The 25,720-nt window shown below is 72.0% G+C and carries 26 protein-coding genes; 15 read left to right on the top strand and 11 right to left on the bottom strand.

Annotation, left to right across the window (positions count from 1 at the left end):
* Positions 1-141: 141 nt before the first annotated feature.
* The 3 genes from ACFY9V_RS07900 (at position 142) to ACFY9V_RS07910 (ending at position 2,179) form a co-directional block, all read left to right on the top strand.
* Positions 142-525, top strand: coding sequence for an SRPBCC family protein (locus tag ACFY9V_RS07900; RefSeq protein WP_391160601.1), 384 nt, complete (start codon positions 142-144; stop codon positions 523-525).
* A 143-nt stretch (positions 526-668) separates the two neighbouring features.
* A complete protein-coding gene (locus ACFY9V_RS07905; RefSeq protein WP_391160136.1) occupies positions 669-1,172 on the top strand; it encodes a hypothetical protein in 504 nt (167 codons plus the stop codon).
* A gap of 53 nt (positions 1,173-1,225) precedes the next feature.
* Positions 1,226-2,179 (top strand): helix-turn-helix domain-containing protein, encoded by a 954-nt coding sequence (locus ACFY9V_RS07910; protein WP_391160138.1) that lies wholly within the window; start codon positions 1,226-1,228, stop codon positions 2,177-2,179.
* Here ACFY9V_RS07910 and ACFY9V_RS07915 read toward each other — a convergent pair.
* Complete coding sequence (locus tag ACFY9V_RS07915; protein WP_391116493.1) at positions 2,130-3,584, bottom strand: DHA2 family efflux MFS transporter permease subunit; 1,455 nt, start codon at positions 3,582-3,584, stop codon at positions 2,130-2,132. The genes ACFY9V_RS07910 and ACFY9V_RS07915 overlap by 50 nt on opposite strands.
* A gap of 138 nt (positions 3,585-3,722) precedes the next feature.
* Between ACFY9V_RS07915 and ACFY9V_RS07920 the strand changes: the two genes are divergently transcribed.
* From ACFY9V_RS07920 to ACFY9V_RS07940, 5 genes are all read left to right on the top strand, one after another.
* Complete coding sequence (locus ACFY9V_RS07920) at positions 3,723-4,310, top strand: hypothetical protein (protein ID WP_391160140.1); 588 nt, start codon at positions 3,723-3,725, stop codon at positions 4,308-4,310.
* Positions 4,311-4,354: 44 nt separating this feature from the next.
* Positions 4,355-5,005, top strand: a complete 651-nt coding sequence (locus ACFY9V_RS07925; RefSeq protein WP_355345385.1) for a class I SAM-dependent methyltransferase — start codon at positions 4,355-4,357, stop codon at positions 5,003-5,005.
* Between the two features lie 224 nt (positions 5,006-5,229).
* Positions 5,230-6,213 carry an N-acetylmuramoyl-L-alanine amidase gene (locus tag ACFY9V_RS07930; RefSeq protein WP_391160142.1) on the top strand — a complete coding sequence of 328 codons (984 nt, stop codon included), beginning with the start codon at positions 5,230-5,232 and terminating at the stop codon, positions 6,211-6,213.
* Positions 6,214-6,351: 138 nt separating this feature from the next.
* A complete protein-coding gene (locus tag ACFY9V_RS07935; RefSeq protein ID WP_355345391.1) occupies positions 6,352-7,191 on the top strand; it encodes a hypothetical protein in 840 nt (279 codons plus the stop codon).
* A gap of 244 nt (positions 7,192-7,435) precedes the next feature.
* A complete protein-coding gene (locus tag ACFY9V_RS07940) occupies positions 7,436-8,446 on the top strand; it encodes an LLM class F420-dependent oxidoreductase (protein WP_391160144.1) in 1,011 nt (336 codons plus the stop codon).
* A gap of 107 nt (positions 8,447-8,553) precedes the next feature.
* On the opposite strand, the gene ACFY9V_RS07945 is transcribed toward ACFY9V_RS07940, so the two are convergent.
* Entirely contained in the window at positions 8,554-9,108 is a 555-nt protein-coding gene (locus tag ACFY9V_RS07945; protein ID WP_391047296.1) for a hypothetical protein, read from the bottom strand.
* Between the two features lie 184 nt (positions 9,109-9,292).
* On the opposite strand from ACFY9V_RS07945, the gene ACFY9V_RS07950 reads away from it, so the two are divergent.
* The gene (locus ACFY9V_RS07950) at positions 9,293-9,580 is read left to right on the top strand and encodes a hypothetical protein (RefSeq protein WP_188285062.1); all 288 of its coding nucleotides are present in this window, start codon (positions 9,293-9,295) and stop codon (positions 9,578-9,580) included.
* Positions 9,581-9,595: 15 nt separating this feature from the next.
* Here the strand turns inward: ACFY9V_RS07950 and ACFY9V_RS07955 are convergent, their stop codons facing one another.
* Genes ACFY9V_RS07955 through ACFY9V_RS07965 form a run of 3 tightly spaced genes read right to left on the bottom strand, consistent with a single transcriptional unit; the run spans position 9,596 to position 12,980 of the window.
* A complete protein-coding gene (locus ACFY9V_RS07955; RefSeq protein ID WP_391160146.1) occupies positions 9,596-10,702 on the bottom strand; it encodes a prenyltransferase in 1,107 nt (368 codons plus the stop codon).
* The gene (locus tag ACFY9V_RS07960) at positions 10,699-11,481 is read right to left on the bottom strand and encodes a class I SAM-dependent methyltransferase (RefSeq protein ID WP_355345403.1); all 783 of its coding nucleotides are present in this window, start codon (positions 11,479-11,481) and stop codon (positions 10,699-10,701) included. The genes ACFY9V_RS07955 and ACFY9V_RS07960 overlap by 4 nt, the downstream gene beginning before the upstream one ends.
* Entirely contained in the window at positions 11,481-12,980 is a 1,500-nt protein-coding gene (locus ACFY9V_RS07965) for a glycosyltransferase (protein ID WP_391160149.1), read from the bottom strand. The genes ACFY9V_RS07960 and ACFY9V_RS07965 overlap by 1 nt, the downstream gene beginning before the upstream one ends.
* A 276-nt stretch (positions 12,981-13,256) precedes the next feature.
* On the opposite strand from ACFY9V_RS07965, the gene ACFY9V_RS07970 reads away from it, so the two are divergent.
* The 3 genes from ACFY9V_RS07970 (at position 13,257) to ACFY9V_RS07980 (ending at position 15,366) form a co-directional block, all read left to right on the top strand.
* On the top strand, positions 13,257-13,907 hold the full coding sequence (locus ACFY9V_RS07970; RefSeq protein ID WP_188285065.1) for a TetR family transcriptional regulator: 651 nt from the start codon (positions 13,257-13,259) through the stop codon (positions 13,905-13,907).
* A 407-nt stretch (positions 13,908-14,314) separates the two neighbouring features.
* Positions 14,315-15,169, top strand: coding sequence for a helix-turn-helix transcriptional regulator (locus ACFY9V_RS07975; RefSeq protein ID WP_188285066.1), 855 nt, complete (start codon positions 14,315-14,317; stop codon positions 15,167-15,169).
* A gap of 11 nt (positions 15,170-15,180) precedes the next feature.
* Positions 15,181-15,366: a DUF397 domain-containing protein gene (locus ACFY9V_RS07980; protein WP_188285067.1), complete on the top strand. Its 186-nt coding sequence runs from the start codon at positions 15,181-15,183 to the stop codon at positions 15,364-15,366.
* Positions 15,367-15,513: 147 nt separating this feature from the next.
* On the opposite strand, the gene ACFY9V_RS07985 is transcribed toward ACFY9V_RS07980, so the two are convergent.
* Together ACFY9V_RS07985 and ACFY9V_RS07990 are read right to left on the bottom strand one after the other, a co-directional pair.
* The gene (locus ACFY9V_RS07985; RefSeq protein WP_355345411.1) at positions 15,514-15,750 is read right to left on the bottom strand and encodes a ferredoxin; all 237 of its coding nucleotides are present in this window, start codon (positions 15,748-15,750) and stop codon (positions 15,514-15,516) included.
* Positions 15,750-17,291, bottom strand: a complete 1,542-nt coding sequence (locus ACFY9V_RS07990) for an aldehyde dehydrogenase family protein (protein WP_391160152.1) — start codon at positions 17,289-17,291, stop codon at positions 15,750-15,752. The genes ACFY9V_RS07985 and ACFY9V_RS07990 overlap by 1 nt, the downstream gene beginning before the upstream one ends.
* 132 nt (positions 17,292-17,423) lie before the next feature.
* On the opposite strand from ACFY9V_RS07990, the gene ACFY9V_RS07995 reads away from it, so the two are divergent.
* Both ACFY9V_RS07995 and ACFY9V_RS08000 read left to right on the top strand, forming a co-directional pair.
* Entirely contained in the window at positions 17,424-18,464 is a 1,041-nt protein-coding gene (locus ACFY9V_RS07995; RefSeq protein WP_355345417.1) for an MBL fold metallo-hydrolase, read from the top strand.
* Between the two features lie 29 nt (positions 18,465-18,493).
* Entirely contained in the window at positions 18,494-18,769 is a 276-nt protein-coding gene (locus tag ACFY9V_RS08000) for a hypothetical protein (protein WP_391047311.1), read from the top strand.
* A 30-nt stretch (positions 18,770-18,799) separates the two neighbouring features.
* On the opposite strand, the gene ACFY9V_RS08005 is transcribed toward ACFY9V_RS08000, so the two are convergent.
* Positions 18,800-19,969: a steroid 3-ketoacyl-CoA thiolase gene (locus ACFY9V_RS08005; RefSeq protein ID WP_391160155.1), complete on the bottom strand. Its 1,170-nt coding sequence runs from the start codon at positions 19,967-19,969 to the stop codon at positions 18,800-18,802.
* 222 nt (positions 19,970-20,191) lie between these two features.
* On the opposite strand from ACFY9V_RS08005, the gene ACFY9V_RS08010 reads away from it, so the two are divergent.
* Entirely contained in the window at positions 20,192-21,439 is a 1,248-nt protein-coding gene (locus tag ACFY9V_RS08010) for a cytochrome P450 (RefSeq protein WP_391116527.1), read from the top strand.
* A 76-nt stretch (positions 21,440-21,515) separates the two neighbouring features.
* Here the strand turns inward: ACFY9V_RS08010 and ACFY9V_RS08015 are convergent, their stop codons facing one another.
* The 3 genes from ACFY9V_RS08015 to ACFY9V_RS08025 form a co-directional block, all read right to left on the bottom strand.
* Positions 21,516-22,580, bottom strand: a complete 1,065-nt coding sequence (locus tag ACFY9V_RS08015) for a hypothetical protein (protein ID WP_391160157.1) — start codon at positions 22,578-22,580, stop codon at positions 21,516-21,518.
* Between the two features lie 99 nt (positions 22,581-22,679).
* On the bottom strand, positions 22,680-23,432 hold the full coding sequence (locus ACFY9V_RS08020; RefSeq protein ID WP_355345432.1) for a hypothetical protein: 753 nt from the start codon (positions 23,430-23,432) through the stop codon (positions 22,680-22,682).
* A gap of 110 nt (positions 23,433-23,542) precedes the next feature.
* Positions 23,543-25,609, bottom strand: coding sequence for a DHA2 family efflux MFS transporter permease subunit (locus ACFY9V_RS08025; protein ID WP_391160159.1), 2,067 nt, complete (start codon positions 25,607-25,609; stop codon positions 23,543-23,545).
* Positions 25,610-25,720 lie beyond the last annotated feature (111 nt).

The raw sequence follows: 25,720 nt of genomic DNA on the forward strand, positions 1-25,720 counted from the left end.
GCGCCGGTCGGCCGTAGCGTCGCGGTCATGGACAACAGCAACGGCACGGACAGCACAGGCAGGGACGGCGCAGGCAAGGACGGCGCAGGCAGGGACGGCTCAAGCAGGAAGGGCGCAGGCAGGGAATCCCGGCACCTCGGCATCCGTATCGACCGTCCCGTCAAGGACGTCTACGACTACGCCTCGGACCCGGCGAATCTGCCGGAGTGGGCGCACGGGCTGGGCGGCTCGATCGAGGAGATCGACGGTCAATGGGTCGCGCGATCCGCCCCCTTGGGGCGGGTGACCGTCGCCTTCTCGCCCGCCAACGAGTGGGGCGTGCTCGACCACGACGTCACGTTGCCCTCCGGGCAGACCGTCTCCAACCCGGTCCGGGTGATCGCGGACGGCCCGGCCAGCGAGGTCGTCTTCACGCTTCGGCGACAGCCGGAGACGAGCGACGACGAATTCCGGCGCGACGCCGAGTCCGTCACCGCCGACCTGGCCCGGCTCAAGAGCCTGCTCGAAGCGGCCGGACGGCCGTAAGGCGCCCCCGCGGGTGTCAGTGCCGTGCGATAGACAACTCCTCACAGACTCCGGCGGTAGCGGGAACGAGCGATGAGGGGGCCACCATAGCGGTCGAGGACGCGGCGGCGGATACGGAGGCCGGGCTGGCCGGGCGTACCGAGGTGGTCGGCGGGATCGAATCGCTGGTCCTCGACGGCCGCCGCCTCTGGTTCGGCTTCGACTTCACCTCCGACCAGGTGCTCTCCCCGCTGATCGACGACGCGGGAGCCATGGCGCGGTTCGCCGCGCGGCACATGCGGCAGCGCACCGGCGCCCACGACGAGGCGTACTGGGCGGAGCTGGTCGCGTCCGCCGTCGACAGCTCGGACCTGGTGTGGCGCGACGAACAGCGCGCCTTCACCACGAGCGCCTTGGAGGCCGGGGACGCGGGCCCGGCGGCCGGACACCTGCTGTACCTGCTCGACGCGGCCACCGAATGGGACGGCCACGCGCCCGCGGACCTCCCAACAGCCGGCCTCCCGGCCGATGTCCCCGCCGACCTCCCCGCCGACGCGGAAGAGGCCGAACAGACACTGCGCGCCCACCACGCCGTGGGCAACTGGTCCCTGCTCTTCGCCCCCTACATCCGCGGCCTCCCGCACAAGACGTCCGCCCGCGAGCGGTAGCCAGGGACAGGTTCTCCCTGGCTAAAAGGGCGGCGGGCTCGGAGGATGGGAGGGTGATCGACAGGACAGGGCTGGCCGACTTCCTCCGCCGGAGGCGGGAGGCGCTGCGGCCCGCGGACGTCGGCCTGGCCGAGGGGGTACGGCGGCGGACGCCGGGGCTGCGGCGCGAGGAGGTGGCGCAGCTGGCGGGGGTGTCGACGGACCACTACACGCGGCTGGAGCAGGCGCGCGGCTCGGCGCCGTCCGAGTCCGTCGTGGCGGCGCTCGCGCGTGCGCTGCGCTGCGACCCGGACGAGCGGGACCACCTGTTCCACCTCGTCGGACTGTCGGCGCCCCCGCGCCTGGCCGGGAACCGGATCCGCCCGGGGCTGATCAGCCTCGCGAGCCGTCTGGTGGACGTGCCGGTGTGCATCTACACCGACCTCGGCGAGGTGGTGTGGACGAACGCGCTCCAGGACGCGCTCACCGGCCGGGACATCACGGGCCCCGGCCGCGAGAACAACATCTTCTGGCAGTGGTTCACCGATCCGGCCTGGCGCGCGCGGGTGCCGGAGGAGGACTGGCCGCGGATGTCGGCGGCGCACGTCGGCGACCTCCGCTCGACGTACTCCCGCCGCGCCGGGCACCGGGGCCTCGCCGACCTGGTGCGGGATCTGCTCGACAGCAGCGCCGAATTCCGCGCGCTGTGGGAGCGGCACGAGGTCGCGGTGCGCCGCGCGGACCGCAAGAACGTCCTGCACCCGCGGGTCGGGCTGGTCCGGCTGCGCTGCGAGGTGCTGCTCACACCCGAGGACGACGTACGGATGCTGGCGTCGTTCCCGGTCGAGGGCACCGACGCCGCGGAGAAGCTCGCGCTGCTCCGCGACGACGCGACGGCGGCCCCGACCACAGGCCCGGCTACGGCTACGGCCACAGGCGCGGCTACGGCCACAGGCCCGGCTACGGCTACGGCATCTGCTACGACACCGGAACGATCTTCGGAGTCGGCTTCGGCAACAGCGCCGTGAGCGCGGTGCCCACGACCAGGAAGGCCGCGCTGATCAGGAAGGCCAGGGAGTAACCCGAGGTCAGCGCGCGGGCCGCCGACGCTCCCGCGTGACCGCGGGAGGAGATACGGCTGGCGGCGGCGGTAGCGAGGATCGTGAGCCCGAGTGCCCCGCCGAGCTGGCGGGAGGTGTTGAGGAGGCCGGAGACGAGCCCCTGTTCGCTCATGCCGACACCGGAGGTGGCCGCCGCCGCGATGGGGGTCATCATCAGGCCCGCGCCGAACATGGTGAGGACGCCGGGCCCGAGGATCGAGGTGAGGAAGGCCCCGTCCACGGTGAGCCGGCTCTGCCAGGCCAGGCCCGCCGCCGAGATGAGCCCGCCCGCCGCGCCGACGATCCGGCTGTCCACGTAACTCATCAGCCGGGGCGCCAGCTTGGAGCCGACGATGATGCTGACGGTGTGCGGCAGGAAGGACAGACCGGCCCGCACCGGGCTGTAGTGCAGCACATTCTGCATGTACAGCGACAGGAAGTACCAGGTGGCGAAGGTCGCGGCCCCGGCCGCGAGCAGGACGGTGTTGGCCGCGGACACCGAACGGATACGGAACAGGCGCAACGGCATCAGCGGCTGGGCGGTCCTGGCCTCGACGGCGACGAAGCCGCCGAGCAGGACGGCGCCCCCGATGATCGGCAGCAGCGCGGTGGCGGACGTCCAGCCGTGCGACTCGCTCTCGGCGATGCCGTACGCGAGGGCGGCGACACCGCCGGTGACCAGGACGGCGCCGGGTACGTCGAGACGGCGGCTCGTACCGCCCCGGCTCTCGGTGAGCCACAGCGCCGCGCCGACGATCACCAGCGCGCCGATCGGCACGTTGACCAGCAGCACCCAGCGCCACGACAGGTAGTCGGTCAGCAGGCCGCCGACCAGGCCGCCCGCCGCGCCGCCGCCCGCGCCGACCGCCGTCCAGGTGCCGATGGCCCTCGTCCGCTCGGGGCCCTCGGGGAAGGACGTGGTGAGAATGGCGAGTGTGGTGGGCGCCAGTACGGCGGCGCCGATGCCCTGGAGGGTGCGGGCGGCGATCAGCAGCCCCGAGGACTGCGCGAGGCCGCCCGCGAGGCTCGCGGCCGTGAACAGGCCGAGGCCGACGAGGAAGACGCGCTTGCGGCCGAAGAGGTCGGCGGCCCGGCCGCCGAGCATCAGCAGGCCGGCGAAGGTGATCGCGTACGCGTTCACCACCCACTGCTGACCGGCCTGGCTCAGCGCCAGGTCCGTACGCATCGACGGCAGCGCCACGTTCACGACGGACACGTCGAGCACCACGAGGAACTGGCCCGCGCACACCGCGACCAGCACCGCCCATGCGGGCGGCGCCGGGCGCCCGGTACGGCGGGGGGTTCGTTCGCGCTGTCCGAGGAGATCGCTCATGGGGACCATGCTGCCGTCCCGACTGTCACGAAAGCATCGGGATTTTGGCCTACGTCCACCCCCGCCGGGGCCTAGGCCGACTTCCGGGGGGTACGTGCTTCGGGACCGGTCCCGGGACAGGTGGGTTTGGCTGTACGCATGAACCATCAGCCTTCCGCGGGCCCGGCCCGTTTCCGTCCGCTCGTCCGTGCCGTGCTGTTCGCGGCCGTGGCCGCCGTCCTCGTATCGTGCGGCGACGGCGGCGCGGGCGGCTCCGGCCGCTCCGACGGCGCGGGCCGGGCCGTACCGGCGTCCCGCACACCGACGACCGCCACGCCATCCCCGAGTCCCACGACCCCCAGCCCGTCGCCCGCCCCGACGCTGCCCGTGCCGTCGGACGGCACGGACACGGAGCTGTGCAGGGACGGGCGCTGCGAGGTCCGGGTGACCGAGGGCGACACGATTCCGGTGCCCGCGCGGTCCGGTGTCGGACGGCTCACGGTGACCTCGGTCGGGGGTCACACGGTCATGCTGACCGCACCGCTGATCCAGTCGCAGTTCGACTCCGACGGCGGCTGCCAGATGAGCGTCACCGGCCCGTCGGACGAGGACTCCGGCTCCACCGACCTGACCTGCGAGGCGGGCACCAAGGGGAGGGTGAACAAGCTGAGTCTCCAGGTGCTCGGCGTCGTGGGCAGGGCCGCCGTGCTGCGTATCGGCCTCGCGGCCTCGGGCACCGGCGCATAAGGCCCCGGCCCGGCCCGCGTCCCGGCGGAAATAAGGTGAACCCCATGACGGATGTGGTGGCGGCGTTCGAGGCCGCGAAGGGGTTCATGCCACGGGACGAGGGCCTGGCCCTGTACGCGGCGGCGAAGGAGGCCGCGGCCGGACTCGGGCTGCCGCTGCTGGAGGTGGGCACGTACTGCGGGCGGTCGACGATCCTGCTGGCGGACGCGGCCCGGGGCGCGGGCACGGTGGCGGTGACCGTCGACCACCACCGGGGCAGCGAGGAGCAGCAGCGGAACTGGGGCAACGGCGAGTACCACGACCCGGAACTGGTGGTGGAGGAGGCGACGGGGCTGATGGACACGCTCCCGGCCTTCCGCAGGACGCTGTACGAGGCGGGCCTCGAAGAGCACGTGATCGCGGTGGTCGGGAGGTCACCGCAGGTCGCGAAGGTGTGGCGGCAGCCGCTCGGGCTGGTGTTCATCGACGGTGGGCACACCGACGAGCACGCGGGCGGCGACTACGAGGGGTGGGGGCCGCTGGTCGCCGAGGGCGGGCTGCTGGTGATCCACGACGTGTTCGCGGACCCGGCCGACGGAGGGCAGGCGCCGTACCGGGTGTACCGGCGCGCGCTGGACTCCGGCGCCTTCGCCGAGGTCTCGGCGACGGGGTCACTGCATGTGCTGCGCAGGCTGCCGGGCCCGTTCGAACCGTAGCCCGCGCGTCCTACGGCCGGACAGCCGCACGAACCGCGGCCCCTTCCCGCCGCCCCGCGCGAACCGCGGCCCCATCCCGCCGCGCCCCGCACAACCCGCGCGGCTTACGGCCGAGCGGCCCACGCCACCCGTCGCCGTCACGACCACCTCGCCCTCCGTAGCTCCCCGGCCGCGCCGCGCGACCGCCCTTCAGGGATGTCCGCGAGGCCGATAGAGTCGCTGGCGTGTTCAGGAACGAGTCGTACGGGGGCGGCAAGCGCCGCTCTCTGATCATCGCCGTCACCGTGGTCGTACCGGCGTGCCTGGCAGGCGGTCTGGTGTACCACGCGGTGGGCGATTCCGGGGGCTCGGAGCAGGACAGCGCGGTACGGGCCGCGCCGACGTCCTCGCCGTCGGCCTCACCGACCTCGGCGGGTACCGGCGACGACGGCCAGAAGGGCTCGGCGCCGCAGGCGGACCTGGCGGGCACGGCCCCGACCGCGCAGGCGACGGCCTCCCCCCGACCGCTCAACACCGCAGGCGCGATGAGGCCGTTGGCGGGAAAGGTCGTCGTCCTCGACCCCGGCCACAATCTCAACAACGCCAAGCACACGGCGGAGATCAACAAGCTGGTGAACATCGGCACCGCCCGCAAGGAGTGCGACACCACGGGGACGGAGACCAACTCCGGTTACGCGGAGGCGACGTACACCCTGGACGTCGCGCACCGGGTGCGGGCGATCCTGCTGGCGCGCGGCGCGCAGGTGAAGCTGACGTACGACGGCGACCGGGCGTTCGGCCCGTGCGTGGACGAGCGGGCCCGGATCGGGAACGCGGCGCACGCGGACGCGGCCCTGTCGATCCACGCGGACGGCGCGCCCGCGTCGGCGTCCGGCTTCCATGTGATCGCGCCCACGTCGGTGCACGTGGGCATCGCGGACACCCGTAAGATCGCGGCGCCCTCGTATCTGCTGGCCACGACGCTGCGTTCGCGTTTCGCCGCGGCGACCGGCGAGCACTTCGCCGACTACCTGGGCGGCGGTACGGGGATGACGGTCCGCGACGACCTCGGCGGGCTCAACCTGTCCACCGTTCCGAAGGTGTTCATCGAGTGCGGGAACATGCGCAACGCTCATGACGCCAAGTCGTTGACGGACTCCGCGTGGCGGCAGCACGCTGCCCAGGGGATCGCCGACGGCCTCACCGCCTTCCTCGAAGGGAAGAGGTGACAGGGCTGTAGCAGTCCGGTATGGATCGTGCACCAATGGTCATACCTGGCTGTCCGGACATGATCACACCCGTACGATGGGGCACCGCCCGATTGAGTACGGCCGAGTTAACCGAACTGACAAAGGACAGGACCTGACGTGAACATCCGCTCCCTGACCCGAGGAGACGGCGCGGTGATCGGAGCAGCGGTGCTGCTGCTGATCGCCTCGTTCCTGCCGTTCTTCAGCTTCAAGTCGCCGTTCAACGGCGCGGAAAGTTCGCGGAACCTGTGGCACTCGGACTACTTCCCGATCCTGCCTTCGGTGACGCTGGCCGCGCTGATCGCCGCCGCCGCGGTGGTGCTGGCGCGTACCGGTCCGCTCGTCGGGCGGCAGATCCTGGGGCTCTCCCTTGAGCAGTGGGCCGTCGCGATCTCGCTGTTCGTGGGCTGGACCGCTCTGTGGGCGACGCTGTTCGACAACCCGGACGGCGTCGACAAGGGCGCGGGCAACTGGCTGACGCTGCTGTTCGGCGTCGTCATCGCGGTGGCGGCCCCGCTGTCCAACCGTCTTCCCGCGCTGAAGGCCCCGCTGCTCGGCGCCCCGCGGCCCGCGGCCCAGCCGTACGGTGTCGGCCCCGGCCAGCAGCCGTACGCGGCGGGTCCGCCGCAGGCCGGTTACGGCTACCCGGGCGGCGCGCAGTCCGTCGAGACGCCGTACGGTCAGCCGCAGCAGGCCCAGCAGCCGTACGGTGCGCAGCAGTCGGCGCCGCAGCCGGCCGCCGCGCAGGGTCCGTCGTCGGACTTCACCGCTTTCTGGTTCGCGGTGCCGGTCCCGCGCCCGTTGTTCGCGGAGGACAACCCGGGCGCGCAGATCGCCGAACTGACGCCGGGTACCTGGTACTTGGCCGTGGACCAGCGCGGCTCCGCGCTGATCGCGCAAACCCAGGACGGGCGGCGCGGTGTGCTCCAGGACAGCAGCGGCATCCAGCGCGGCTGATCGTTTCTCCTTCCGGTACGCGACAGCGGCCGGTCCCGCTCCGGACCTCCGGACGCCGGGACCGGCCGCTGTTCTTTTCCGCCCGCCCGCCTGCCCGCCCCCCAGCCCGTCACCCGGCCCCCAGCCGCCCGCTGCCTGCGAACGGCCCCGCGCCCGGCCGCCGGTCTTCCGGCCCGCGGCGGGCGCGCGTACCCTCCCATTATTCCTGACGTACCGTCAGATCACTTGCCCCCAGGAGGCGTTCATGCGGCTCGGACTCGCGCTCGGTTACTGGGGCCGCGGCCCGGACCCCGGCCATGTGGGGCTGGCACAGGAGGCGGAACGGCTGGGCTACGACTCGGTGTGGACCGCGGAGGCGTGGGGCTCGGACGCCTTCACCCCGCTCACCTGGATCGCCGCGCACACCAGCCGGATCAGGCTGGGCACGGGTATCGCGCAGATGGCGGCCCGCTCCCCCGCCGCCACCGCGATGCAGGCACTCACCCTCGACCACCTCTCCGGCGGGCGGATGCTGCTCGGCCTCGGCCTGTCGGGACCGCAGGTGGTGGAGGGCTGGTACGGCCGCCCGTTCCCGAGCAGCCCGCTGACCGCGACCCGCGAGTACGTGGACGTGATCCGCCAGGTGCTGCGCCGCGAGGCGCCGGTACGGCTGGACGGCCGTTTCCACGCGCTGCCGTACGCCGGTCCCGACGGCGCCGGGCTCGGCCGCCCGCTGAAGCCCATCACCCACCCGCTGCGCGCCGCCCTGCCGGTGCTGCTGGGCGCCGAGGGTCCCAGGAACATCGCCCAGACGGTACGGATCGCCGACGGCTGGCTGCCGCTGTACTGGTCGCCGTTCCGTACCGACGCCTACGACGCGCCGCTCGGCGAGGCGTCGAAGGACTTCATGGTCGCCCCGTTGGTCCGCGCGCAGGTCTGCGCGGACCCGGCCGACGGGCTGCTCCCGGTCAAGGCGATGCTCGGCTTCTACATCGGCGGCATGGGCGCGCGCGGCCGTAATTTCCACGCCGAGCTGATGGGCCGGATGGGGTACGAGGAGGAGGCCGGGCGGATTCAGCGGCTCTTCGCCGAGGGCCGCCGGGAGGAGGCGGTGCACGCCGTGCCGGACGCCTTCGCCGACGAGATCTCGCTGGTCGGGCCGCGTGAACGGATCGCCGACCGGCTCACGGCCTGGCGGTCGGGCCCGGTCACCGACCTGCTGGTGACCGCGCCCGACCGGGAGACGCTGCGGGTGCTGGCGGAGCTGAACCCCTAGCGGGCGGCCCGGCGGAGGGCTCCGAACGCGTCAGCCGACGATGTCCTCAGCCGACGATGTCCTGAGCCGCCGCCGCCCTCAGCCGCCGCCCTCAGCCGCCGCTGCCCTCAGCCTCCGATGTCCTTGAGCGACGGCACGTTGTCGGTGACGTCCGCCCCCGCGCTCTTGCCCGCTTCCTTGACCTTGTTGATCACGTCGTCGAAGCTGTTCGCCGCCTGGTCGGCGGAGTCGCCCTTGCGGAGCTTGGCCGGCAGGTCCTTGAGCGCGTCGATGCCCGCCGTCAGCGGTGCCACCGCCTTGCTCAGCGTGGGGTCGGCCTTGGCGTTCCCGGCCGCCGCCTTCAGCCTGTTGTAGGCGAAGGTGCCCGCGAGACCGGCCTTGACCAGCGCGAAGGTCCGGCCGCTCGCGCCCTTCTTGAACTTGCCCGCCTTGTACGGCTTCACGATCCACTGGTACGTGGCCCCGGCCGCGAGGCCCGCGTTGGCGACGAAGCGCGTCTTGGCCAGCTTCTGCTTCTCGACGGTGCTGGTCGGCGACGCGCTCGGGTCCGAACTGCCGGTCGACATGGAGTCCGTGGACTTGCCGCAGGCGGTCGCCGTGAAGAAGGTGACGGCGAGCAGGAGCGCGACGATCGTCCGGCGCAACGGGATGCCTGTCGGCACGGGGACCTCCGGGGTGGCATACGGGCTACGGGTGCGGGGCGTGCGTGATCTTTGGCAGCATCACCCGGCCCCGGTCCGCCCGCCACTCGGGAGTTCTGGCCAGATCCTCACGCTTCGCGAGGGCGCGCCGTCACCGCGGAATCGAAAGGAGTTTCAATCGCCGGAGCCGGGCAATGCGGTTGTCATGGCCAGACGGTATGGCGGTAACCCCGCCGCGGCGATCATCCTCATCGTCGCAGACATCGCTGCACTGATCCTGATCCTGTGGATCTTCTTCTTCGTGTTCGACGCCAACCGGGCGAACGACCTGGTCAACTGGGTCCATCACTCGGCGAATTGGCTCGCGGGCTGGTCGAAGGACCTGTTCACGGTGGACAACGCCAAGTGGCGCACCGTGCTCAACTACGGTCTGCCCGCAGCCGTCTACCTGCTGGTCGCGCACGCGGTGGCAGGCCGGGTCAACCGCGCCTGACGTACGGCACGCGTCTCAGCAGCAGCCCGTCCTGCCGGACGCCTCGGGTTCCAGCCCGACCGGCAGCCGTTCCCCGCTGAATACGGCGGTGGTCGCCTCGTCCCCCCCGAGCGCGGCCACCGCCAGCAGCACGGCGGCGGCGGTCCACGCGGTGCGCTCCACCGGCCAGACGGCGTCGTCGTCGTAGACGTACCCCGTCCAGTACAGGCCGTCGTCCGCGCGCAGGTGCCGCATGTCGGCCAGCAACTGTACGGCGCGGTCGGACTCGCCCACCGCCCAGAGCGCCAGGGCCAGTTCGGCGGTCTCGCCGCCGGTCACCCACGGGTTGGGCACCACGCAGCGGACGCCGAGGCCCGGCACCACGAAGCGGGACCAGCCCTCCTCGATCCGCTCCAGCGCGCGCGGCCCGCGCAGCGCGCCGGACAGCACCGGGTAGTACCAGTCCATGGAGTAGCGGCTCTTGTCCAGGAACCGCTCCGGGTGGCTGCGGATCGCGTGCCCCAGCGCGCCGGTCGCCAACTCCCAGTCCGGCTGCGGCTCTTCGCGGTGCTCGGCGATGGCCAGCGCGCAGCGCAGCGCCTGGTGGATCGACGAACTCCCGGTCAGCAGCGCGTCGGTGACGACTCCCCCGCCGTGCTCGGCCGCCTCCCGCTTCCAGCCGATCTGGCCGCCGGGCTGCTGGAGCCCCAGCACGAACTCCACCGCCGCGTAGACCGTGGGCCACAGCCGGTCCACGAACGCGTCGTCCCCGGTGGACAGATAGTGGTGCCACACGCCGACGGCCACGTACGCGCAGAAGTTGGACTCCTGGCCGCGGTCGGTCGGCCGCTGCGGGTCGCCGTCCTGGTAGGCGGCGTACCAGGACCCGTCCTCGTTCTGGTGCCTGGCCAGCCAGTCGTACGCGGCCCGCGCGCGCTCGTGCTCGCCCGCCGCGTCCAGCGCCATCGCCGCCTCGACGTGGTCCCAGGGGTCGAGGTGGTGGCCGCGGAACCAGGGGATCGCGCCGTCCTCGCGCTGGACCGCCGCGACGGCGTCCACCGTCTCCGCGGCCTGCTGGGCGGTGAGCACACCGGGCAGCGCCAGCCGCTCCGTGCGGTCCGGCCTCCGGCTGGGATACGTCACTTGGCGGCGCCCGGGGCGGCTGTGACGTCGGTGTCGTCCGCGGACGGCGAGACGGCGTCCACCGGCAGGTGCGGCTTGGTCGCGTAGGCCACGAAGCTCTTGCCGATCAGCGGGTTGAGCGCCTGTTCGGCGACCCTTGTGGCCAGCGGTTTCTTCATGATGTCCCAGACCAGCAGCTTGTGGTACAGCTTCACCGGCAGCGCCTTGTCGTTGTCCACGCCGACCGCGCACTTGATCCACCAGTACGGCGCGTGCAGCCCGTGCGCGTGGTGCGTGCCGTACGGGCGCAGGCCCGCCTCCCGCATCCTGCCGAGCAGTTCATCGGCCTTGTAGATGCGGATGTGGCCGCCCTCGACCTCGTGGTAGGCGTCCGACAGCGCCCAGCAGACCTTCTCCGGGCCGTAGCGCGGCACCGTGACCGCGATCCGGCCGCCGGGGCGCAGCACCCGCACCATCTCGGCGAGGACGCCCTTGTCGTCGGGGATGTGCTCCATCACCTCGGAGATGATGACGACGTCGAAGCTCTCGTCGGGGAAGGGGAGTTGGAGGGCGTCGCCCTCCATCGCCACCGCCGACGCGCCCTCCGGCGCCTCGCCCTCCTCCTTCATCGCCGCGAACCAGCGGGCGACTTCGCGGATCTCCTCGCCGTTCCTGTCCAGCGCCACCACGTGCGCTCCGCGCCGGTAGCACTCGAAGGCGTGGCGCCCGGCGCCGCATCCGAGGTCCAGCACGCGGTCGCCTGCGGCGAGCGGGAAACGGGTGAAGTCGACGGTCAGCATCAGCGGTTGCTCCCTACCGGGCCGGACTCGGTCTCGGGGGGCACGTCCCCCATACGTTCACCTTGCGCGAGGGCGCGCCCTTCAGGGGCGCTGGGCACCGCGCGCTCGGCCGGTGCGGCGCCGCGGCTCACCGACCGCCCCAGCGGGGCGGACGCGGTCGGTTCCGCGACCACCGGCCCGGTGGCGGCTTGCTCGCGCCCACGCGGCGGCAGCCGCACATCGGACACAGGCCCGCGAGCCCGCGGGGCGGAGGCGATCGCTTCGCGGTACAGGGCCACCGTCGCCTCGGCGGCCCGCTCCCACGTGAAGTGGGCCAGGACGCGGGCGCGGCCGGCGGCGGCGAGCCGCTTGCGAAGGCCGGCGTCGTCGAGGACACGTTCAAGCCCAGCGGCAAGCGCACCGGCGTCGCCCGGGGGCACGGCGAGGCAGGTCTCGCCGTCGGGCCCTGCGACCTCGGGGATGGCGCCGCCGGTGGTGGCGACCAGCGCGGTGCCGGTGGCCATCGCCTCGGCGGCGGGCAGGGAGAAGCCCTCGTAGAGCGACGGCACGCAGGCGACCTCGGCGCCGCGCAGCAGGTCGACCAGCTCGGCGTCGCTGATGCCCTTGACGAATTCGACGGCGTCCGCGAGGCCGAAGTCGGCGATGGCCTCGGCCACGGGCCCCTTCTCCGGCCGTTTGCCGACGACGACGAGATGGGCGTACGGCCGCTGCGCCCGTACCTTGGCGAGCGCCTCGATCAGGAAGACCAGGCCCTTGAGAGGCACGTCGGCGCTCGATGTGGTGACGATCCGGCCGGGCACCTCGGCCACGGAGGGGTCGGGCGAGAAGAGCCGGGCGTCGGCGCCGATCGGGACGGCACGGATGCGGTCCGGCCGTACGCCCAGGTCCTCGATGATCTCGTCGCGCGAGGAACCGGAGACGGTCACCACGGACGGCAGGCGGCGGGCCACCCGCTTCTGCATCTGCGTGAAGCCGTACCAGCGGCGTACCGACAGCCGTCGCTTCCAGCCCTGCGCGGCGGCCAGGTCCAGGCGGCGGTCCACGGTGATGGGGTGGTGGATCGTGGTGACCAGCGGCAGGCCGAGGCCGAGCAGCCCGTAGCCGAGCGTCTGATTGTCGTGGACGACGTCGAACTCGGCGCGGCGGGCGGCGAGATGGCGCCGGGCACGCAGGCTGAAAGTGAGCGGTTCAGGGAAGCCGCCGGTCCACATGGTGGCGACCTCGAGGGCGTCGACCCAGTCGCGGTACTCGCCGCGCTTGGGGGTGCGGAACGGGTCCGGCTGCCGGTACAGGTCGAGGCTGGGCAGCTCGGTGAGGGTGACGCCCTCGCCGACCGCGTCCAGCACGGGGTAGGGCTGCGCGCCGATCACCTCGACGCTGTGGCCGAGCGCGGCCAGCTCGCGGGACAGGTGCCGGACGTACACGCCCTGGCCGCCGCAGAAGGGATTTCCCTTGTAGCTGAGCAGGGCAATCCGCAGCGGCCTGGCCTGTGAGGTCACTCCGGCCCCCTTCTCGGTCGCGATTGAGCCGGAGCGTAACCGCTGTCGCGCTAATCTAGAACAAGTTTCAGACTTGATGGTACAGAAAGCCAGTCCACCGGCCGCCGGACGGTCGGATCACGCCGCCGGGGGCGGGGCCCGGTGCGGGCCGAGGGTGACTCGCACCACGTCACCCGCCCTGCCATCATGCACGCAGCGCGGGACACCGGCGGCACGGGCCGACCGGCCCGCGGACCGGCACGCAAACGGGTACGGGAACGGCACGGGATGGGACACATGAGCACTGACTCCAAGCCGTCCAGCCCGCCGCTGCCGCGCGTACCGTCGCACTCCCCCGCGCCGCACTCGCCGCCGCTGACGGAGCGGCAGGAGGCCCGGCGCCGCCGCATCCTGCACACCAGCGCGCAGCTCGCCTGCCGGGGCGGTTTCGACGCCGTGCAGATGCGGGAGGTCGCCGAGACCTCGGGCGTCGCGCTCGGCACGCTCTACCGCTACTTCCCCTCCAAGATCCATCTGCTGGTCGCGACCATGCAGGACCAGCTCGGGCAGTTGCACGGGACGCTGCGCAAGCGGCCCCCGGTGGCGGCCGAGCCGGCCGACCGGGTCGCGGAGACCTTGATGCGGGCCTTCCGCGCGATGCAGCGCGAGCCGCATCTGGCCGACGCGATGGTGCGCGCCCTCACCTTCGCCGACCGTTCGGTCAGCGCCGAGGTCGACACCGTCTCGCGGCTGACCACGGCGATCATCCTGGACGCGATGGGCCTGGACGCGCCCCCCACGGCCGAGCAGCTCTCGGCCGTCCGGGTCATCGAGCACACCTGGCACTCCGCGCTGGTCACCTGGCTCTCCGGCCGGGCCTCGATCGCCCAGGTGAAGATCGACATCCAGACGGTCTGCCGTCTGATCGACCTGACGTCCCCCGAGTAGCGCCCGCGCGGGCGCGGCCCGGCGCGCTCCCGGCCGAGGGTCACGGGCGAAGATCGCGGGTGAAGATCACGGGCGAAGATCACGGGCGAAGATCACGGGCGAAGATCACGACCGTGGCTGGCCGCCACCGCCCGGCGACCGGGGACCCACGACCCCTTCACGGGAACTTCACCGGGCCCTCGCCGACCCGTCGCCCGTCGTACCGTCGGAGCGGGATCGCCGGTAACCGGATACCCGGTCAACACACTTACACCTTAAGGGAGTTGACTGTCCGCGTGCGCCTAAGCGCGCGCAGCATATGGGGCAATAATGCCCCACTGCAACCTTGTCTCCGAAATTTCCAGAAACGATCTGGACCCCGCGTGAGCGGAACGGCAGACTCGGAACCACCATTCAGAAGGGACACCATGCCGCTCAGAAGCACCGCAACCGCCCGCCAGGAGCGCCTCGGTGCGGAGCTACGGAAAATGCGGGAAGCCGCAGCGATCACCGCGCGGGACACCGCGCGGCTGCTCGGCACCGACCCGGCGAAGGTGAGCCACATCGAGGCCGGGCGGCTCGGCGTGAGCGAGGAGCGGTTACGCAGACTCGCGGCGTTCTACGAGTGCGGCGACACCGCGCTGATCGACGCGCTCGTGGTCATGGCCAACAGCCAGGGCCGCAAGGGCTGGTGGGAGACCTACCGCGGCGTCGTACCGGCCGGGCTGCTGGACATCGCCGAGCTCGAACACCACGCCACCCGGCTCCGTACCATCCAGATCACCCACATTCCGGGTGTGTTCCAGACCGAGGACTACACCCGTACGGTCTTCGGCTACGCCATCCCGCCGTTGCCGGACAACGAGCTGGAGGCGCGGGTGGCCCAGCGCATGGAGCGTTCGGGAGTGCTCTACCGGGAGACGGCGCCGCCGTACGAGGCGCTGATCCACGAGGCCGCGCTGCGTATGCGGTTCGGCGGCGGGAAGGTGGCGCGCGCCCAGCTCGAACACATCCAGGAGCTGAGCCATCTGCCGCACATCAGCGTGCGCGTGATCCCCTTCGCGGTGGACGGTCACATAGGTTCCGGCCACGCGATGCTCTACGCGAGCGGTCCGGTACGGCCGCTCGACACCGTTCAGATCGACTCCGCACACGGCATCAGCTTTCTGCACGCGGCACCGCATCTGTCCAATTACCGCGTGCTCTACAACACTCTCGCGGAGGTTGCGCTGGATCAGTCCCGGTCACGGGACTTCATCCGCGACATCTCCCAAGACCTCTGAAAGGCCCGCCGATGATCGCGCCCGCGCCGCTCGTTTGGCAGAAGTCCACGTACTCGCAGGAACAGGGCGAGTGCGTCGAGCTGGCCGAGGACGGCGGCGCGGTCCTGCTCCGCGAGAGCGACGACCCAGGGGTCGTGCTGTGTACGACGCCGACCGCGCTGGCCCGCTTTCTGCGGGCCATCAAACGCGGCGGGTGAGGCGGGGACGGTTCCGGGCCGCCGCGCCCGGTCCGGGCCAGTCCGGCCCGGCGGCCCGGCGGCCCGGCGGCCCCGCCCGCAAGGGTGACGACGGGTAGCCCGGCCGGGTGATTCCGGCCGGGCGGGCTGTTCACACCGTCCGTCCGGTCACTCCTCCGGCGGGAAGACCGGCTCTCCCGACCCCTGCACGGTCAGGGTGATGGCCTCCACCGGGCAGCTCTCGGCCGCCGCGAGGAGGCCCTCCGAGGCGTCCGCCTCCGCCTCCACCGCGCGGGACTGGCGGGGCACGCCGCCCAGCACGAAGGCGCCGGGGGCGCCGATCGCGCACAGTCCCGAGCCGATGCAGACGGAGCGGTCCACGTCCACGTGCCAGCGGTCGCCCATCAGTCGGTGCCGCCCGCCGCGCCGCCCGCCGCGCCCGCTGCCCCGGCGGCCTCCCGCGCCGGGGCGGCCGGGTAGTCGGCCGGGAGGTGGATCATCTTGTGCTCCAGGTACTCGCTGAACCCCTCGGGCCCGAACTCCCGCCCGAGACCTGAGTCCTTGTAGCCGCCGAAGGGGCCGAGCATGTCGAGGCTGAAGGTGTTGACGGAGTACGTGCCGGTACGCACCTGGCGCGCGATGTCGATGCCGTGCTCGGTGTCGGAGGTCCACACGCTGCCGGACAGGCCGTAGTCGGAGTCGTTGGCGATGCGTACGGCGTCGGCCTCGTCGTCGTACGGCAGCAGGCAGATCACCGGGCCGAAGATCTCCTCGCGGGCGATCCGCATCCCCGGCGCGACGTCGCCGAACAGCGTCGGCTCGACGTACCAGCCGGTGTCCAGGCCGCTCGGCCGGCCGCCGCCGGTCAGCACCTTGGCGCCCTCGCGCTGGCCGATCGCGATGTAGTCCAGGGAGCGCTGCCGCTGGCGTTCCGCGACCAGCGGGCCGACCTCGGTGGCCGGGTCCAGCGGGTCGCCGACCACCAGCGCGGAGGCCGCCGCCGCCAGCCGCTCGGCGATCTCGTCGTAGTGGGTACGGGGGGCCAGGACGCGGGTCTGGGCCACGCACGCCTGGCCGTTGTTCATCCACGCGTTGGGCACGATCCCCGCGACGGCCGCCGTCAGGTCCGCGTCCGGCAGGATCACGGCCGCCGACTTGCCGCCCAACTCCAGTGTCACGCGCGTGAGATGGCGCGCGGCCACCTCCATCACCCGCTTGCCCGCCGCGACCGAGCCGGTGAACGACACCTTGTCCACGCCGGGGTGGCCGACCAGGTACTCGCTGACCTCGCGTCCGGCGGGCACGATGTTCAGCACCCCGTCAGGCAGCCCGGCCTCCCGCGCGATCTCCGCCAGCAGATAGGCGTCGAGCGGCGACTCCGGCGACGGCTTGAGCACCGCCGTGCACCCGGCGAGCAGCGCGGGCCCGAGCTTCGCCGCCGCCGTGAACTGCGGTACGTTCCACGGCACCACGGCCGCGACGACGCCGACCGGCTCGCGCCGTACCAGGATCGGCCCGAGCGCTCCGGCCCGCCGCTCCTCGTAACGGAAGTCGCGCGCCACGGTGATCGCGGCGTCCCAGACCATCATCGCGCCGAGCGCCTGGGCCAGGACGCTCCAGGAGACCGGTGAGCCGTTCTCCCGGCTGATCAGCCGGGCTATCTCCTCGTGCCTGACCAGGACGGCGTCCTTGATCCGGCCGACGACCTCGATCCGTTCCGCCAACGTCGAGCGGGGCCAGGGCCCTTCGTCGAACGCGGTGCGGGCCGCCGCCACCGCCCGGTCCACATCCGCCCGCGACGCGTGCGGCACCCGTCCGAACACCCGCTCCGTGTGCGGCGACACGACCTCGATCGTCCCCCCGTCCCCCGCCGGATCGACGAACGCCCCTCCGATGAACAGCTTTCCGTGCTCGATGAAGTCGGAACCAGGACCGGGATCGTTCATCGCTGTCGCCTCCGCCGCTCTCGCTGTCTCCGCTCGAACCATTTCTGACGCTCAGTCAGAACTGATACCAGTTCTCGTTATAGTGGGCAATGGACGCGGCACGCCCAGCGGCGGCCGGAGAGGAGCCATCCCATGGCGGACCACGGCACGGCTGGCCGGCGGGAGGACCGGGGGCGGGTGGTCGACCACGGCGGCGGGGTGTGGAGCGTGCCGGTGCCGATTCCCGACAACCCGCTCGGGTACACGCTGGTGCACCTGCTCGACACCGACGACGGGCCGGTGCTGGTGGACAGCGGGTGGGACCATCCGGACTCGTTCGCGGCGCTGGAGCGCGGGCTGCGGGAGGCGGGCACGTCGGTGGGTGACGTCCTGGGGGTGCTGGTGACGCACCACCATCCCGACCACCACGGGCTGAGCGCGCGGGTGCGGGAGGCGTCGGGGGCGTGGATCGCGATGCACGCGGCCGACATCGACGTGGTGCGGCGCACGCGGGAGGCCGAGCCGGGTGTGTGGGTGGAGTACCTGCTGGCGCGGCTGGCGGCGGCGGGCGCGCCCGAGGAGCACCTGGCGCCGCTGCGCGAGTACGGCGGGCAGGCGCTGCCGGGACGGCCGCCCGCGCTGCCGGACCGCGAGATCGTCCCCGGCGAGCGGCTGCCGCTGGCGGGCCGCCGGCTGCGCGCGGTGTGGACGCCAGGACACACGCCGGGGCACGTCTGCCTGTATCTGGAGGAGAGCCGCCGGCTGTTCTCCGGTGACCACCTCCTGCCGGAGATCTCGCCGCACATCGGCCTGTACGAGGACCCGGACGCCGTCGTCGAGACCGACCCGCTCGGCGACTACCTCGACTCGCTCGAACGCATCGCCCGCCTGGCCCCCGCCCAGGTGCTCCCGGCGCACCAGTACGCCTTCGCGGGCGCCGCCGGCCGGGTCGGCGAGCTCCTGGAGCACCACGCCGCACGCCTGGCCGAGCTCCTCGCCCTCATCACCCCCGGCCCCCGCACCCCCTGGCAGCTCGCCGAGGCGCTGCCCTGGAACCGTCCCTGGTCGCGCATCCCCGCGTCCTCGCGGACCATCGCCGTCTCCGAGACCGAGGCGCATCTGCGGCGGCTGACCAAGGCGGGGCGCGCCGAGCCCGTGCCGGGGTCCGACCCGGTGACGTACCGGGCCGTATAGCGCGGCACCGGGACGTTAGGGTGTTCCTCATGCTCCTGCGCCGCCGCGCCACCACCGTGGCCACCGTCGCCGTCCTGGCACTGGCCGCCCTGACGGCGGCGCCGTCCGCCGTCGCCGCGTCGCCCGACACGCGGTCGCGCGTGACGGCGGCGAGCGCGACGGCCTCGCCCAGCCCGACCGGCGACACGAAGAAGGACGGCGGATCGGCGGGCACCAGTACGTGGCTGATCGTCAGCATCTTCTTCGTCGCGAGCGTCGGCGTGGGCTTCCTGCTCAGCGGCCGCAAGGGCCGCAGGCAGCGCTGACCCCCGCGCGGGGCTCGTCCGGGCGGTGCTTCACAGCCGCTGGATGATCGTGCCCGTGGCGAGCGCGCCGCCCGCGCACATCGTGATCAGGGCGAACTCCTTGTCGGCGCGCTCCAGTTCGTGCAGCGCGGTGGTGATCAGCCGGGCGCCGGTGGCGCCGACGGGGTGGCCGAGCGCGATGGCGCCGCCGTTGACGTTGACCTTTTCGAGGTCCTGGTCGAAGACCTGGGCCCAGGACAGGACGACGGAGGCGAAGGCTTCGTTGATCTCGACGACGTCGATGTCCCGCAGCGTCATCCCGGCCTTGCCGAGGACGGCGCGAGTGGCGTCGACGGGTCCGTCGAGGTGGAAGTGCGGGTCGGAGCCGACCAGGGCCTGGGCGACGATCCGGGCGCGGGGGCGCAGGTGCAGGGCGCGGGCCATCTTCTTGGAGGCCCACATCACGGCGGAGGCGCCGTCGGAGATCTGCGAGGAGTTCCCCGCGGTGTGGACGGCGGTGGGCATGACGGGCTTGAGCCCGGCGAGCCCGTCCATGGTGGTGTCCCGCGGGCCCTGGTCGCGGTCGACCAGCCGCCACATGCCGAGCCCGGCGTGCTGCTCGACCTCGGTGGTGGGCACCTGGACGGCGAAGGTCTCGCGCTTGAAGCGCTCCTCGGCCCAGGCGCGGGCGGCGCGTTCCTGCGAGATGAGGCCGAGCCGGTCGACGTGCTCGCGGGTGAGTCCGCGGCGGCGGGCGATCCGTTCGGCGGCCTCGAACTGGTTGGGCAGGTCGACGTTCCACTCGTCGGGGAACGGCTTGCCGGGCCCGTGCTTGGAGCCGCTGCCCAGCGGCACCCGCGACATGGCCTCGACTCCGCAGCCGATGCCGATGTCGATGACGCCCGCGGCGACCATGTTGGCCACCATGTGGTTGGCCTGCTGCGAGGACCCGCACTGGCAGTCGACGGTGGTCGCGGCGGTCTCGTAGGGCAGGCCGACGGCGAGCCAGGCGTTGCGCGCGGGGTTCATGGACTGTTCCCCGGCGTGGGTGACGGTGCCGCCGACGATCTGCTCGACGGCGTCGGCCTGGATGCCGGTGCGGCCGAGCAGTTCGCGGTAGGTCTCGCCGAGCAGATAGGCGGGGTGGAGGTTGGCGAGCGCGCCGCCGCGCTTGCCGATCGGGGTGCGTACGGCTTCGACGATGACGGGTTCAGCGGCCATGAAGCTCGTCCTCTTCTCAACTAAACTAGTACGCGTTCTAGTTCTTCCCGCAGTCTTATTACCCGCGGTACGGCGCGCGCAAGAGTCGCGCACGGCCCACGTCGTTCCCGTACGTGATCCACACGCCCGCGGCCCTTGCGACTTGTGGAACTCGTTACTACCTTCGGTCGTATATCTGATGGACCGTCAGACAACTTATGACACGTCAGACCTGGAGTGCCGATGCCCTGTCCCGCGCTTCCCGAAGGCTTCGACTTCACCGATCCGGACGTCTACCAGGACCGCGTCCCCCTCCCGGAACTGGCCGAACTCCGGCGGACCGCCCCGGTGTGGTGGAACGCCCAGCCGCACAACACCGCGGGTTTCGGAGACGACGGCTACTGGGTGGTGACCCGGCACGCGGACGTCAAGGCGGTGTCGACCAACCCGGAGGTCTTCTCCTCGTACACCAACACCGCGATCATCCGCTTCAACGACCGGATCAGCCGCGACCAGATCGACGTGCAGCGCTTCATCATGCTCAATATGGACCCGCCCGAGCACACCCGGCTGCGGCAGATCGTCCAGCGCGGCTTCACCCCGCGGGCGATACGGGCCCTGGAGGACGCGCTGCGGGCCCGCGCCCAGCGGATCGTGACCGGCGCGGCGGAGGCGGGCCGGGGGAACTTCGTCACCGACGTCGCGTGCGAACTCCCGCTCCAGGCCATCGCCGAACTCATCGGCGTGCCGCAGGACGACCGGCTCAAGCTCTTCGACTGGTCGAACAAGATGGCCGCGTACGACGACCCGGAACTCGCCATCACCGAGGAGATCGGCGCCGAGTCGGCGATGGAGCTGATCTCGTACGCGATGAACATGGCCGCCGCCCGCAAGCAGTGCCCGGCCGCCGACATCGTCAGCAAACTCGTCGCCGCGTCCGACGAAGGCAGCCTGACCTCCGACGAGTTCGGCTTCTTCGTGCTCGTGTTGACCGTCGCGGGCAACGAGACGACGCGCAACGCCATCACCCACGGCATGCACGCGTTCCTGACCCACCCCGAGCAGTGGGAGCTGTTCAAGGAGCGGCGCCCGGACACGACATCGGACGAGATCGTCCGCTGGGCCACCCCGATCGTGTCCTTCCAGCGCACCGCCACCCGGGACACCGAACTCGGCGGCGCGAAGATCAAGGCGGGCGACCGGGTGGGGATGTTCTACTCCTCCGCCAACAACGACCCCGAAGTCTTCGACGACCCGGGCACGTTCGACATCCTGCGCGATCCCAACCCGCACCTCGGGTACGGCGGCGGGGGCCCGCACTACTGCCTCGGCGCGAATCTCGCCAAGCTGGAGATCAACCTGATGTTCAACGCCATCGCCGACAATCTGCCGGACATCCGGCTGCTCGGCGACCCGCGGCGGCTGCGCTCGGCGTGGATCAACGGCGTCAAGGAACTGCGAGTCGACTACGGGGGCCCTCACCGTAGGTGAGAGCCCCCGTCCGTCCGCTGTCGTCAGCCGTCGGCCGCGCGCCTGCGCCCGCGCGCGGTCCGGTCCGGCTGCGGCGTCAGATGCCGGTCGTCAGCAACTGCCGTGTCATGTCGCGGTACTTGGTGAGCGCGATCCGCAACTCCTCGGTCCCGGTGCCGTCGCTTCCGTCGTCACCGTGCCACGACCCGCGCAGCGCGGTGCGCCGCTCCTCCAGCAACCGGGTCAGCCGCGCCGCGGCCTCGTCCAGTACGGCGTCCGCCTCGCGCACGGCGCGCTTCGGGTCGTCCACGAAGCCGCCGACCGCGCGGTCCATCCGTCGGCTCAGCCGGTCCACTTCCTCGGCCCCGCCGTCGGCCGCTCCGGACGTGCTGTCCGTCGCGGTCGTGGACGTGTCCGTGTGTGCGGACGTGTCCGTACGTGCGGACTCAGGCGTGGAGGTGTCCGTACGTATGGACGCGGGCGTGGACGTGTCCGTACGCGTGGCCGTGGTCTCCGTCTCGGAGGCGGTGCCGGGCTTGGTGGCGAACGCCGAGGTCCCGGTGCCGGGACCGGACGTGCGCTCGGCCTCCGGCTCGGTCGCGGTGGTCCCGGTCGTCGACTCGGCGGGCGTACGCGGCGCCGGTACGGACGTGCTCGCGCTGGTACCCGTACCCGTGCCGGTCGTCGCCCGCCCGGTGTCGGAGCCGGAGGTCCCGGCAGCCTCAGCGGTTTCGGCGGCCTCAGCGGTCTCGGAGGACTTGGAGGCCCCCGAGGTCCAACGGGCCGACGTGCCCGAGCCGGTGGAGGAAGCCGCTTCGGGCTCCTTCTCCCGCTGTTCGGAGAACTCGGACCTGTCCAGTCTGCCGGGCCGGTCGGTCCCGGACGACGCCTTGGAGGCGGCCCGGCTCCCGGTGCCGGTCTCGGCCTTGTCGGCCTCGGACTCGGACCCGGTCCCAGTGCCGGTCCCGCTCCCGCTCCCGTACGTGGTCGTCCGGGTCTTGCCGGACCCGATCCTGTCCGTGCCGTTGCGCTCCGTGCCGGTCCGGTCCGCGCTGCTGCGGTCCGTGCCGGTCCTGTCGGTGCCGGTCGCGGCCTTCTCCGCCTCGGTCTTCTCGGCCTCGGCCCGGTCGGTACCGGTCTTCTCGGTGTCGCGGTCACTCATCGCTTCATCTCCCTGTCCGTGGTCCTGCTGAGCCGACTCGTCCGGCCGGCGCAGGGTGGTGCACCCCGCTTGGGGGGTCGAGCGGCGCCCAGCCGAACGTCACAGACGTTCGTCCGCGTCGTCGTGCTCCCGCCGCCCGCCGCTAAGGGCCGCGAACCGGCCGCCGAGCGCACCGCGCCGACCGCCCGCCTTCGCGTCCTCGTCGGCCGCGGCGTCGTGCTCCACGACGGGCTCGTCGGCCTCGTCAGCCCGCTCCGTGGTGTTCTTCGTTCCGCGCGCGCTCTCGGTCATCAGCTCGTCGAAGAGCCCTCGCGCGCCCAGCAGCGCCTTGCGCAGGTCTTCCGTGGACTGCCGCTTCTGCGGCGCCGCGGAACCGGGGGCCCCTACGGAGTCGACCAGCGTGTGGGCCTGGCGGTAACCGTGCACCGCGTGCGGGTGGTGGACGGACAGCGCGTCGAAGTGCTCCGGCTCCCGCGCGGCCGGGAAGCCCCGGTCGGCGGCGATCTCGCCGATCAGCGCGTCGGCCTGGCCGACCGCCGCGACGGGCTCGTCCACGAACCGCGCCTGGAGGGCGGTCCAAGCGGCGGTGTACCGCTCCCGCTCCTGCTCGGAGACGGGTCGCAGTTCGAGGTCGCCGTGGCGCTTGACCCGCTCGGCGAGTTCCGCCCGGGTGGCCTTCACATCGCCGTCGTGCCGTTCGAGCACGCGGTCGTACTCGGGTCCGAAGCGATGCTTCAGCCGCGCTCCCGAACCCACACCTCCCGTACCGTCGCCCCTCATCACCAGGGTCGCGATCAGCGCCAGGACAATCAGCGCCACTACGACGATGGCTACAGTCGCTCCGGTGGACATGGCGTGCCTCCCGTTCCTACGGGTCGTCAGACAGTGACGTTCTCTCCCTGCTCGGCTTGCCACTGCCAGGCACCGCAAACGGACGGCTTCAGGACGACGGGCTCGAACCCTCAGGCCGGAGGCGTACCGCCGGCCGCCGACTGGTGCCGCGTACGGCCCTCGGGGCGGTCCCCGTCGCCGCCGCACAGTTCGCCGCTCAGCTTCGTGACCAGGGCGGCCAGGTCGGCGTGGGCGGCCGGGTCCCAGTCGCCGAGCAGATCGGCGAGGACCGTGCGCCGCGCCTCGGTCAGGCGTCCGGCCAGCGCGTGTCCGGACGCGGTGAGGACCAGCGGACCGCCGTCGCGTACGGCGAAGCCGCGGGACAGCGACTCGTCGGCCGCCGCCTCGATGACCTCGGCGGGCACGGTGGTACGGGCGGCCAGCTCGACCGGGTCGCCCTCGCCGTCGTGGGCCAGCCGCAACAGCAGCCAGCTCGTGGCGGGGTGGATGTCGAGCCCGGCCAGACCGGTGATCCGGGTGTAGAGGTCGCGGCGGGCTTCCCGGCTGCCGAGCAGCGAAAGGCAGCGGGCGATCTCGTCGAGCGAGGACCGCTCCACCGGGTTGGTGCCGAGCGTCTCGCTGGCGTCCGGCACGGTCACCGTGCCCCGCAGCGGCTGCTCCTTGAGCAGCCACGCCAGCAGGAAGCCGACCAGCACGATCGGCACCGCCCACAGGAAGACGGTGGTGATCGAGTTCGAATACGCGTGCAGCACGGGCCCCTTGACGGCCGCGGGCAGCTTGCCGACCGCCGTCGGGTCGGCCTGGAACTGCGCCGGATTGACCCCGGCGGGCAGCGACTTGCCCGCGAAGGCCGATGTCAGCTCGTCGGAAAGGCGGTTGGCGAAGATCGTGCCGAACAGCGAGACGCCGAAGGACGCGCCGATGGAGCGGAAGAAGGTGGCGCCCGAGGTGGCCGAGCCCAGGTCCTCGTACCCGACGGCGTTCTGCACGGCCAGCACCAGCACCTGCATCACCAGGCCGAGACCGAGGCCGAAGACCAGGAAGTACAGGCTCATCACCCAGGTGCTGGTCGTCTCGTCCAGGGTGTGCAGCAGGATGAGTCCGACGGCGATGACGCCGGTGCCCGCGATCGGGAAGACCTTGTAGTGGCCGGTGCGGCTGACGATCTGCCCCGACACCGTGGACGACAGCAGCATGCCGATCACCATCGGGATCATGTGCACGCCGGACAGCGTGGGCGAGAAGCCGTGCACGACCTGGAGGAAGGTCGGCAGGAACGTCATCGCGCCGAACATCGCGAAGCCGATGATGAAGGAGATCACCGAGCAGAGCAGGAACGTACGGTTGCGGAACAGCTTCGGCGGCAGCACCGGCTCCTGCGCGCGGCGCTCGATGGCCACGAACAGCCCGATGAGGACGACTCCGGCGACCGCGAGGCCGATGATCCCGGCCGAACTCCACGCCCATGTGGTGCCGCCGAGCGAGGTCATCAGCACCAGGCAGGTCGCCGCTGCGGCGATCACCGCCATGCCGAGGTAGTCGATCCGGTGGGCCGTACGGCGGACCGGGATGTGCAGCACCGCGGCGATCACGGCGAGCGCGATGATCCCGATGGGGAGGTTGATGTAGAACACCCAGCGCCAGGAGAGCTGCTCGGTGAACACCCCGCCCAGCAGCGGCCCGAGGACGCTCGCCGCGCCGAACACCCCGCCGAACACGCCCTGGTAGCGACCGCGGTCGCGCGGCGGCACGATGTCGCCGACGATGGCCATCGACAGCACGATCAACCCGCCGCCGCCCAGGCCCTGGAGGGCCCGGAAGGCGATCAACTCGCCCATGTTCTGGGCGATTCCGCAGAGTACGGAGCCGATCAGGAAGATCACGATGACGGTCTGGAAGAGCCGCTTCCTGCCGTACATGTCGCCGAGCTTGCCCCACAGCGGGGTGGCCGCGGTCGACGCCAGCAGATAGGCCGTCACCACCCACGACAGGTGGTCGATGCCGCCCAGTTCGCTGACGATCGTGGGCAGCGCGGTGGACACGATGGTCTGGTCGAGGGCGGCCAGCAGCATGCCGAGCGCCAGGGCGCTGATCGCGATCCGCACCGCTCGCTTGTCCTGGTGCTGCCCCGGCTCTGCCGCCGCCGGGCCCGCGGCGGTCGTGGTGTCCTGGGCCATGGAACGGCTCCTCGCGTCATCCCCCGACGGTCGGAACCTTATATTCCCACCATTTGTACGACTTTGGCCTCCGATACTCGCCCACTTGTGCGGTCAGCGGGCTGCGCTCGC

It is taken from the genome of Streptomyces sp. NPDC008317, assembly GCF_042955955.1.
GTDB lineage: Bacteria > Actinomycetota > Actinomycetes > Streptomycetales > Streptomycetaceae > Actinacidiphila.

Bases quoted from the DNA above. Each gene is read 5' to 3' on its own strand.
- ACFY9V_RS08010 (WP_391116527.1), top strand. From the start codon at position 20,192: ATGCCCTGTCCCGCGCTTCCCGAAGGCTTCGACTTCACCGATCCGGAC.
- ACFY9V_RS07940 (WP_391160144.1), top strand. From the start codon at position 7,436: ATGCGGCTCGGACTCGCGCTCGGTTACTGGGGCCGCGGCCCGGACCCC.
- ACFY9V_RS08005 (WP_391160155.1), bottom strand. From the start codon at position 19,969: ATGGCCGCTGAACCCGTCATCGTCGAAGCCGTACGCACCCCGATCGGC.
- ACFY9V_RS07925 (WP_355345385.1), top strand. From the start codon at position 4,355: ATGACGGATGTGGTGGCGGCGTTCGAGGCCGCGAAGGGGTTCATGCCA.
- ACFY9V_RS07920 (WP_391160140.1), top strand. From the start codon at position 3,723: ATGAACCATCAGCCTTCCGCGGGCCCGGCCCGTTTCCGTCCGCTCGTC.
- ACFY9V_RS07915 (WP_391116493.1), bottom strand. From the start codon at position 3,584: ATGAGCGATCTCCTCGGACAGCGCGAACGAACCCCCCGCCGTACCGGG.
- ACFY9V_RS07980 (WP_188285067.1), top strand. From the start codon at position 15,181: ATGATCGCGCCCGCGCCGCTCGTTTGGCAGAAGTCCACGTACTCGCAG.
- ACFY9V_RS07970 (WP_188285065.1), top strand. From the start codon at position 13,257: ATGAGCACTGACTCCAAGCCGTCCAGCCCGCCGCTGCCGCGCGTACCG.
- ACFY9V_RS07985 (WP_355345411.1), bottom strand. From the start codon at position 15,750: ATGGGCGACCGCTGGCACGTGGACGTGGACCGCTCCGTCTGCATCGGC.
- ACFY9V_RS07990 (WP_391160152.1), bottom strand. From the start codon at position 17,291: ATGAACGATCCCGGTCCTGGTTCCGACTTCATCGAGCACGGAAAGCTG.
- ACFY9V_RS07975 (WP_188285066.1), top strand. From the start codon at position 14,315: ATGCCGCTCAGAAGCACCGCAACCGCCCGCCAGGAGCGCCTCGGTGCG.
- ACFY9V_RS08015 (WP_391160157.1), bottom strand. From the start codon at position 22,580: ATGAGTGACCGCGACACCGAGAAGACCGGTACCGACCGGGCCGAGGCC.
- ACFY9V_RS07995 (WP_355345417.1), top strand. From the start codon at position 17,424: ATGGCGGACCACGGCACGGCTGGCCGGCGGGAGGACCGGGGGCGGGTG.
- ACFY9V_RS08025 (WP_391160159.1), bottom strand. From the start codon at position 25,609: ATGGCCCAGGACACCACGACCGCCGCGGGCCCGGCGGCGGCAGAGCCG.
- ACFY9V_RS07950 (WP_188285062.1), top strand. From the start codon at position 9,293: ATGGCCAGACGGTATGGCGGTAACCCCGCCGCGGCGATCATCCTCATC.
- ACFY9V_RS07960 (WP_355345403.1), bottom strand. From the start codon at position 11,481: ATGCTGACCGTCGACTTCACCCGTTTCCCGCTCGCCGCAGGCGACCGC.
- ACFY9V_RS08020 (WP_355345432.1), bottom strand. From the start codon at position 23,432: ATGTCCACCGGAGCGACTGTAGCCATCGTCGTAGTGGCGCTGATTGTC.
- ACFY9V_RS08000 (WP_391047311.1), top strand. From the start codon at position 18,494: ATGCTCCTGCGCCGCCGCGCCACCACCGTGGCCACCGTCGCCGTCCTG.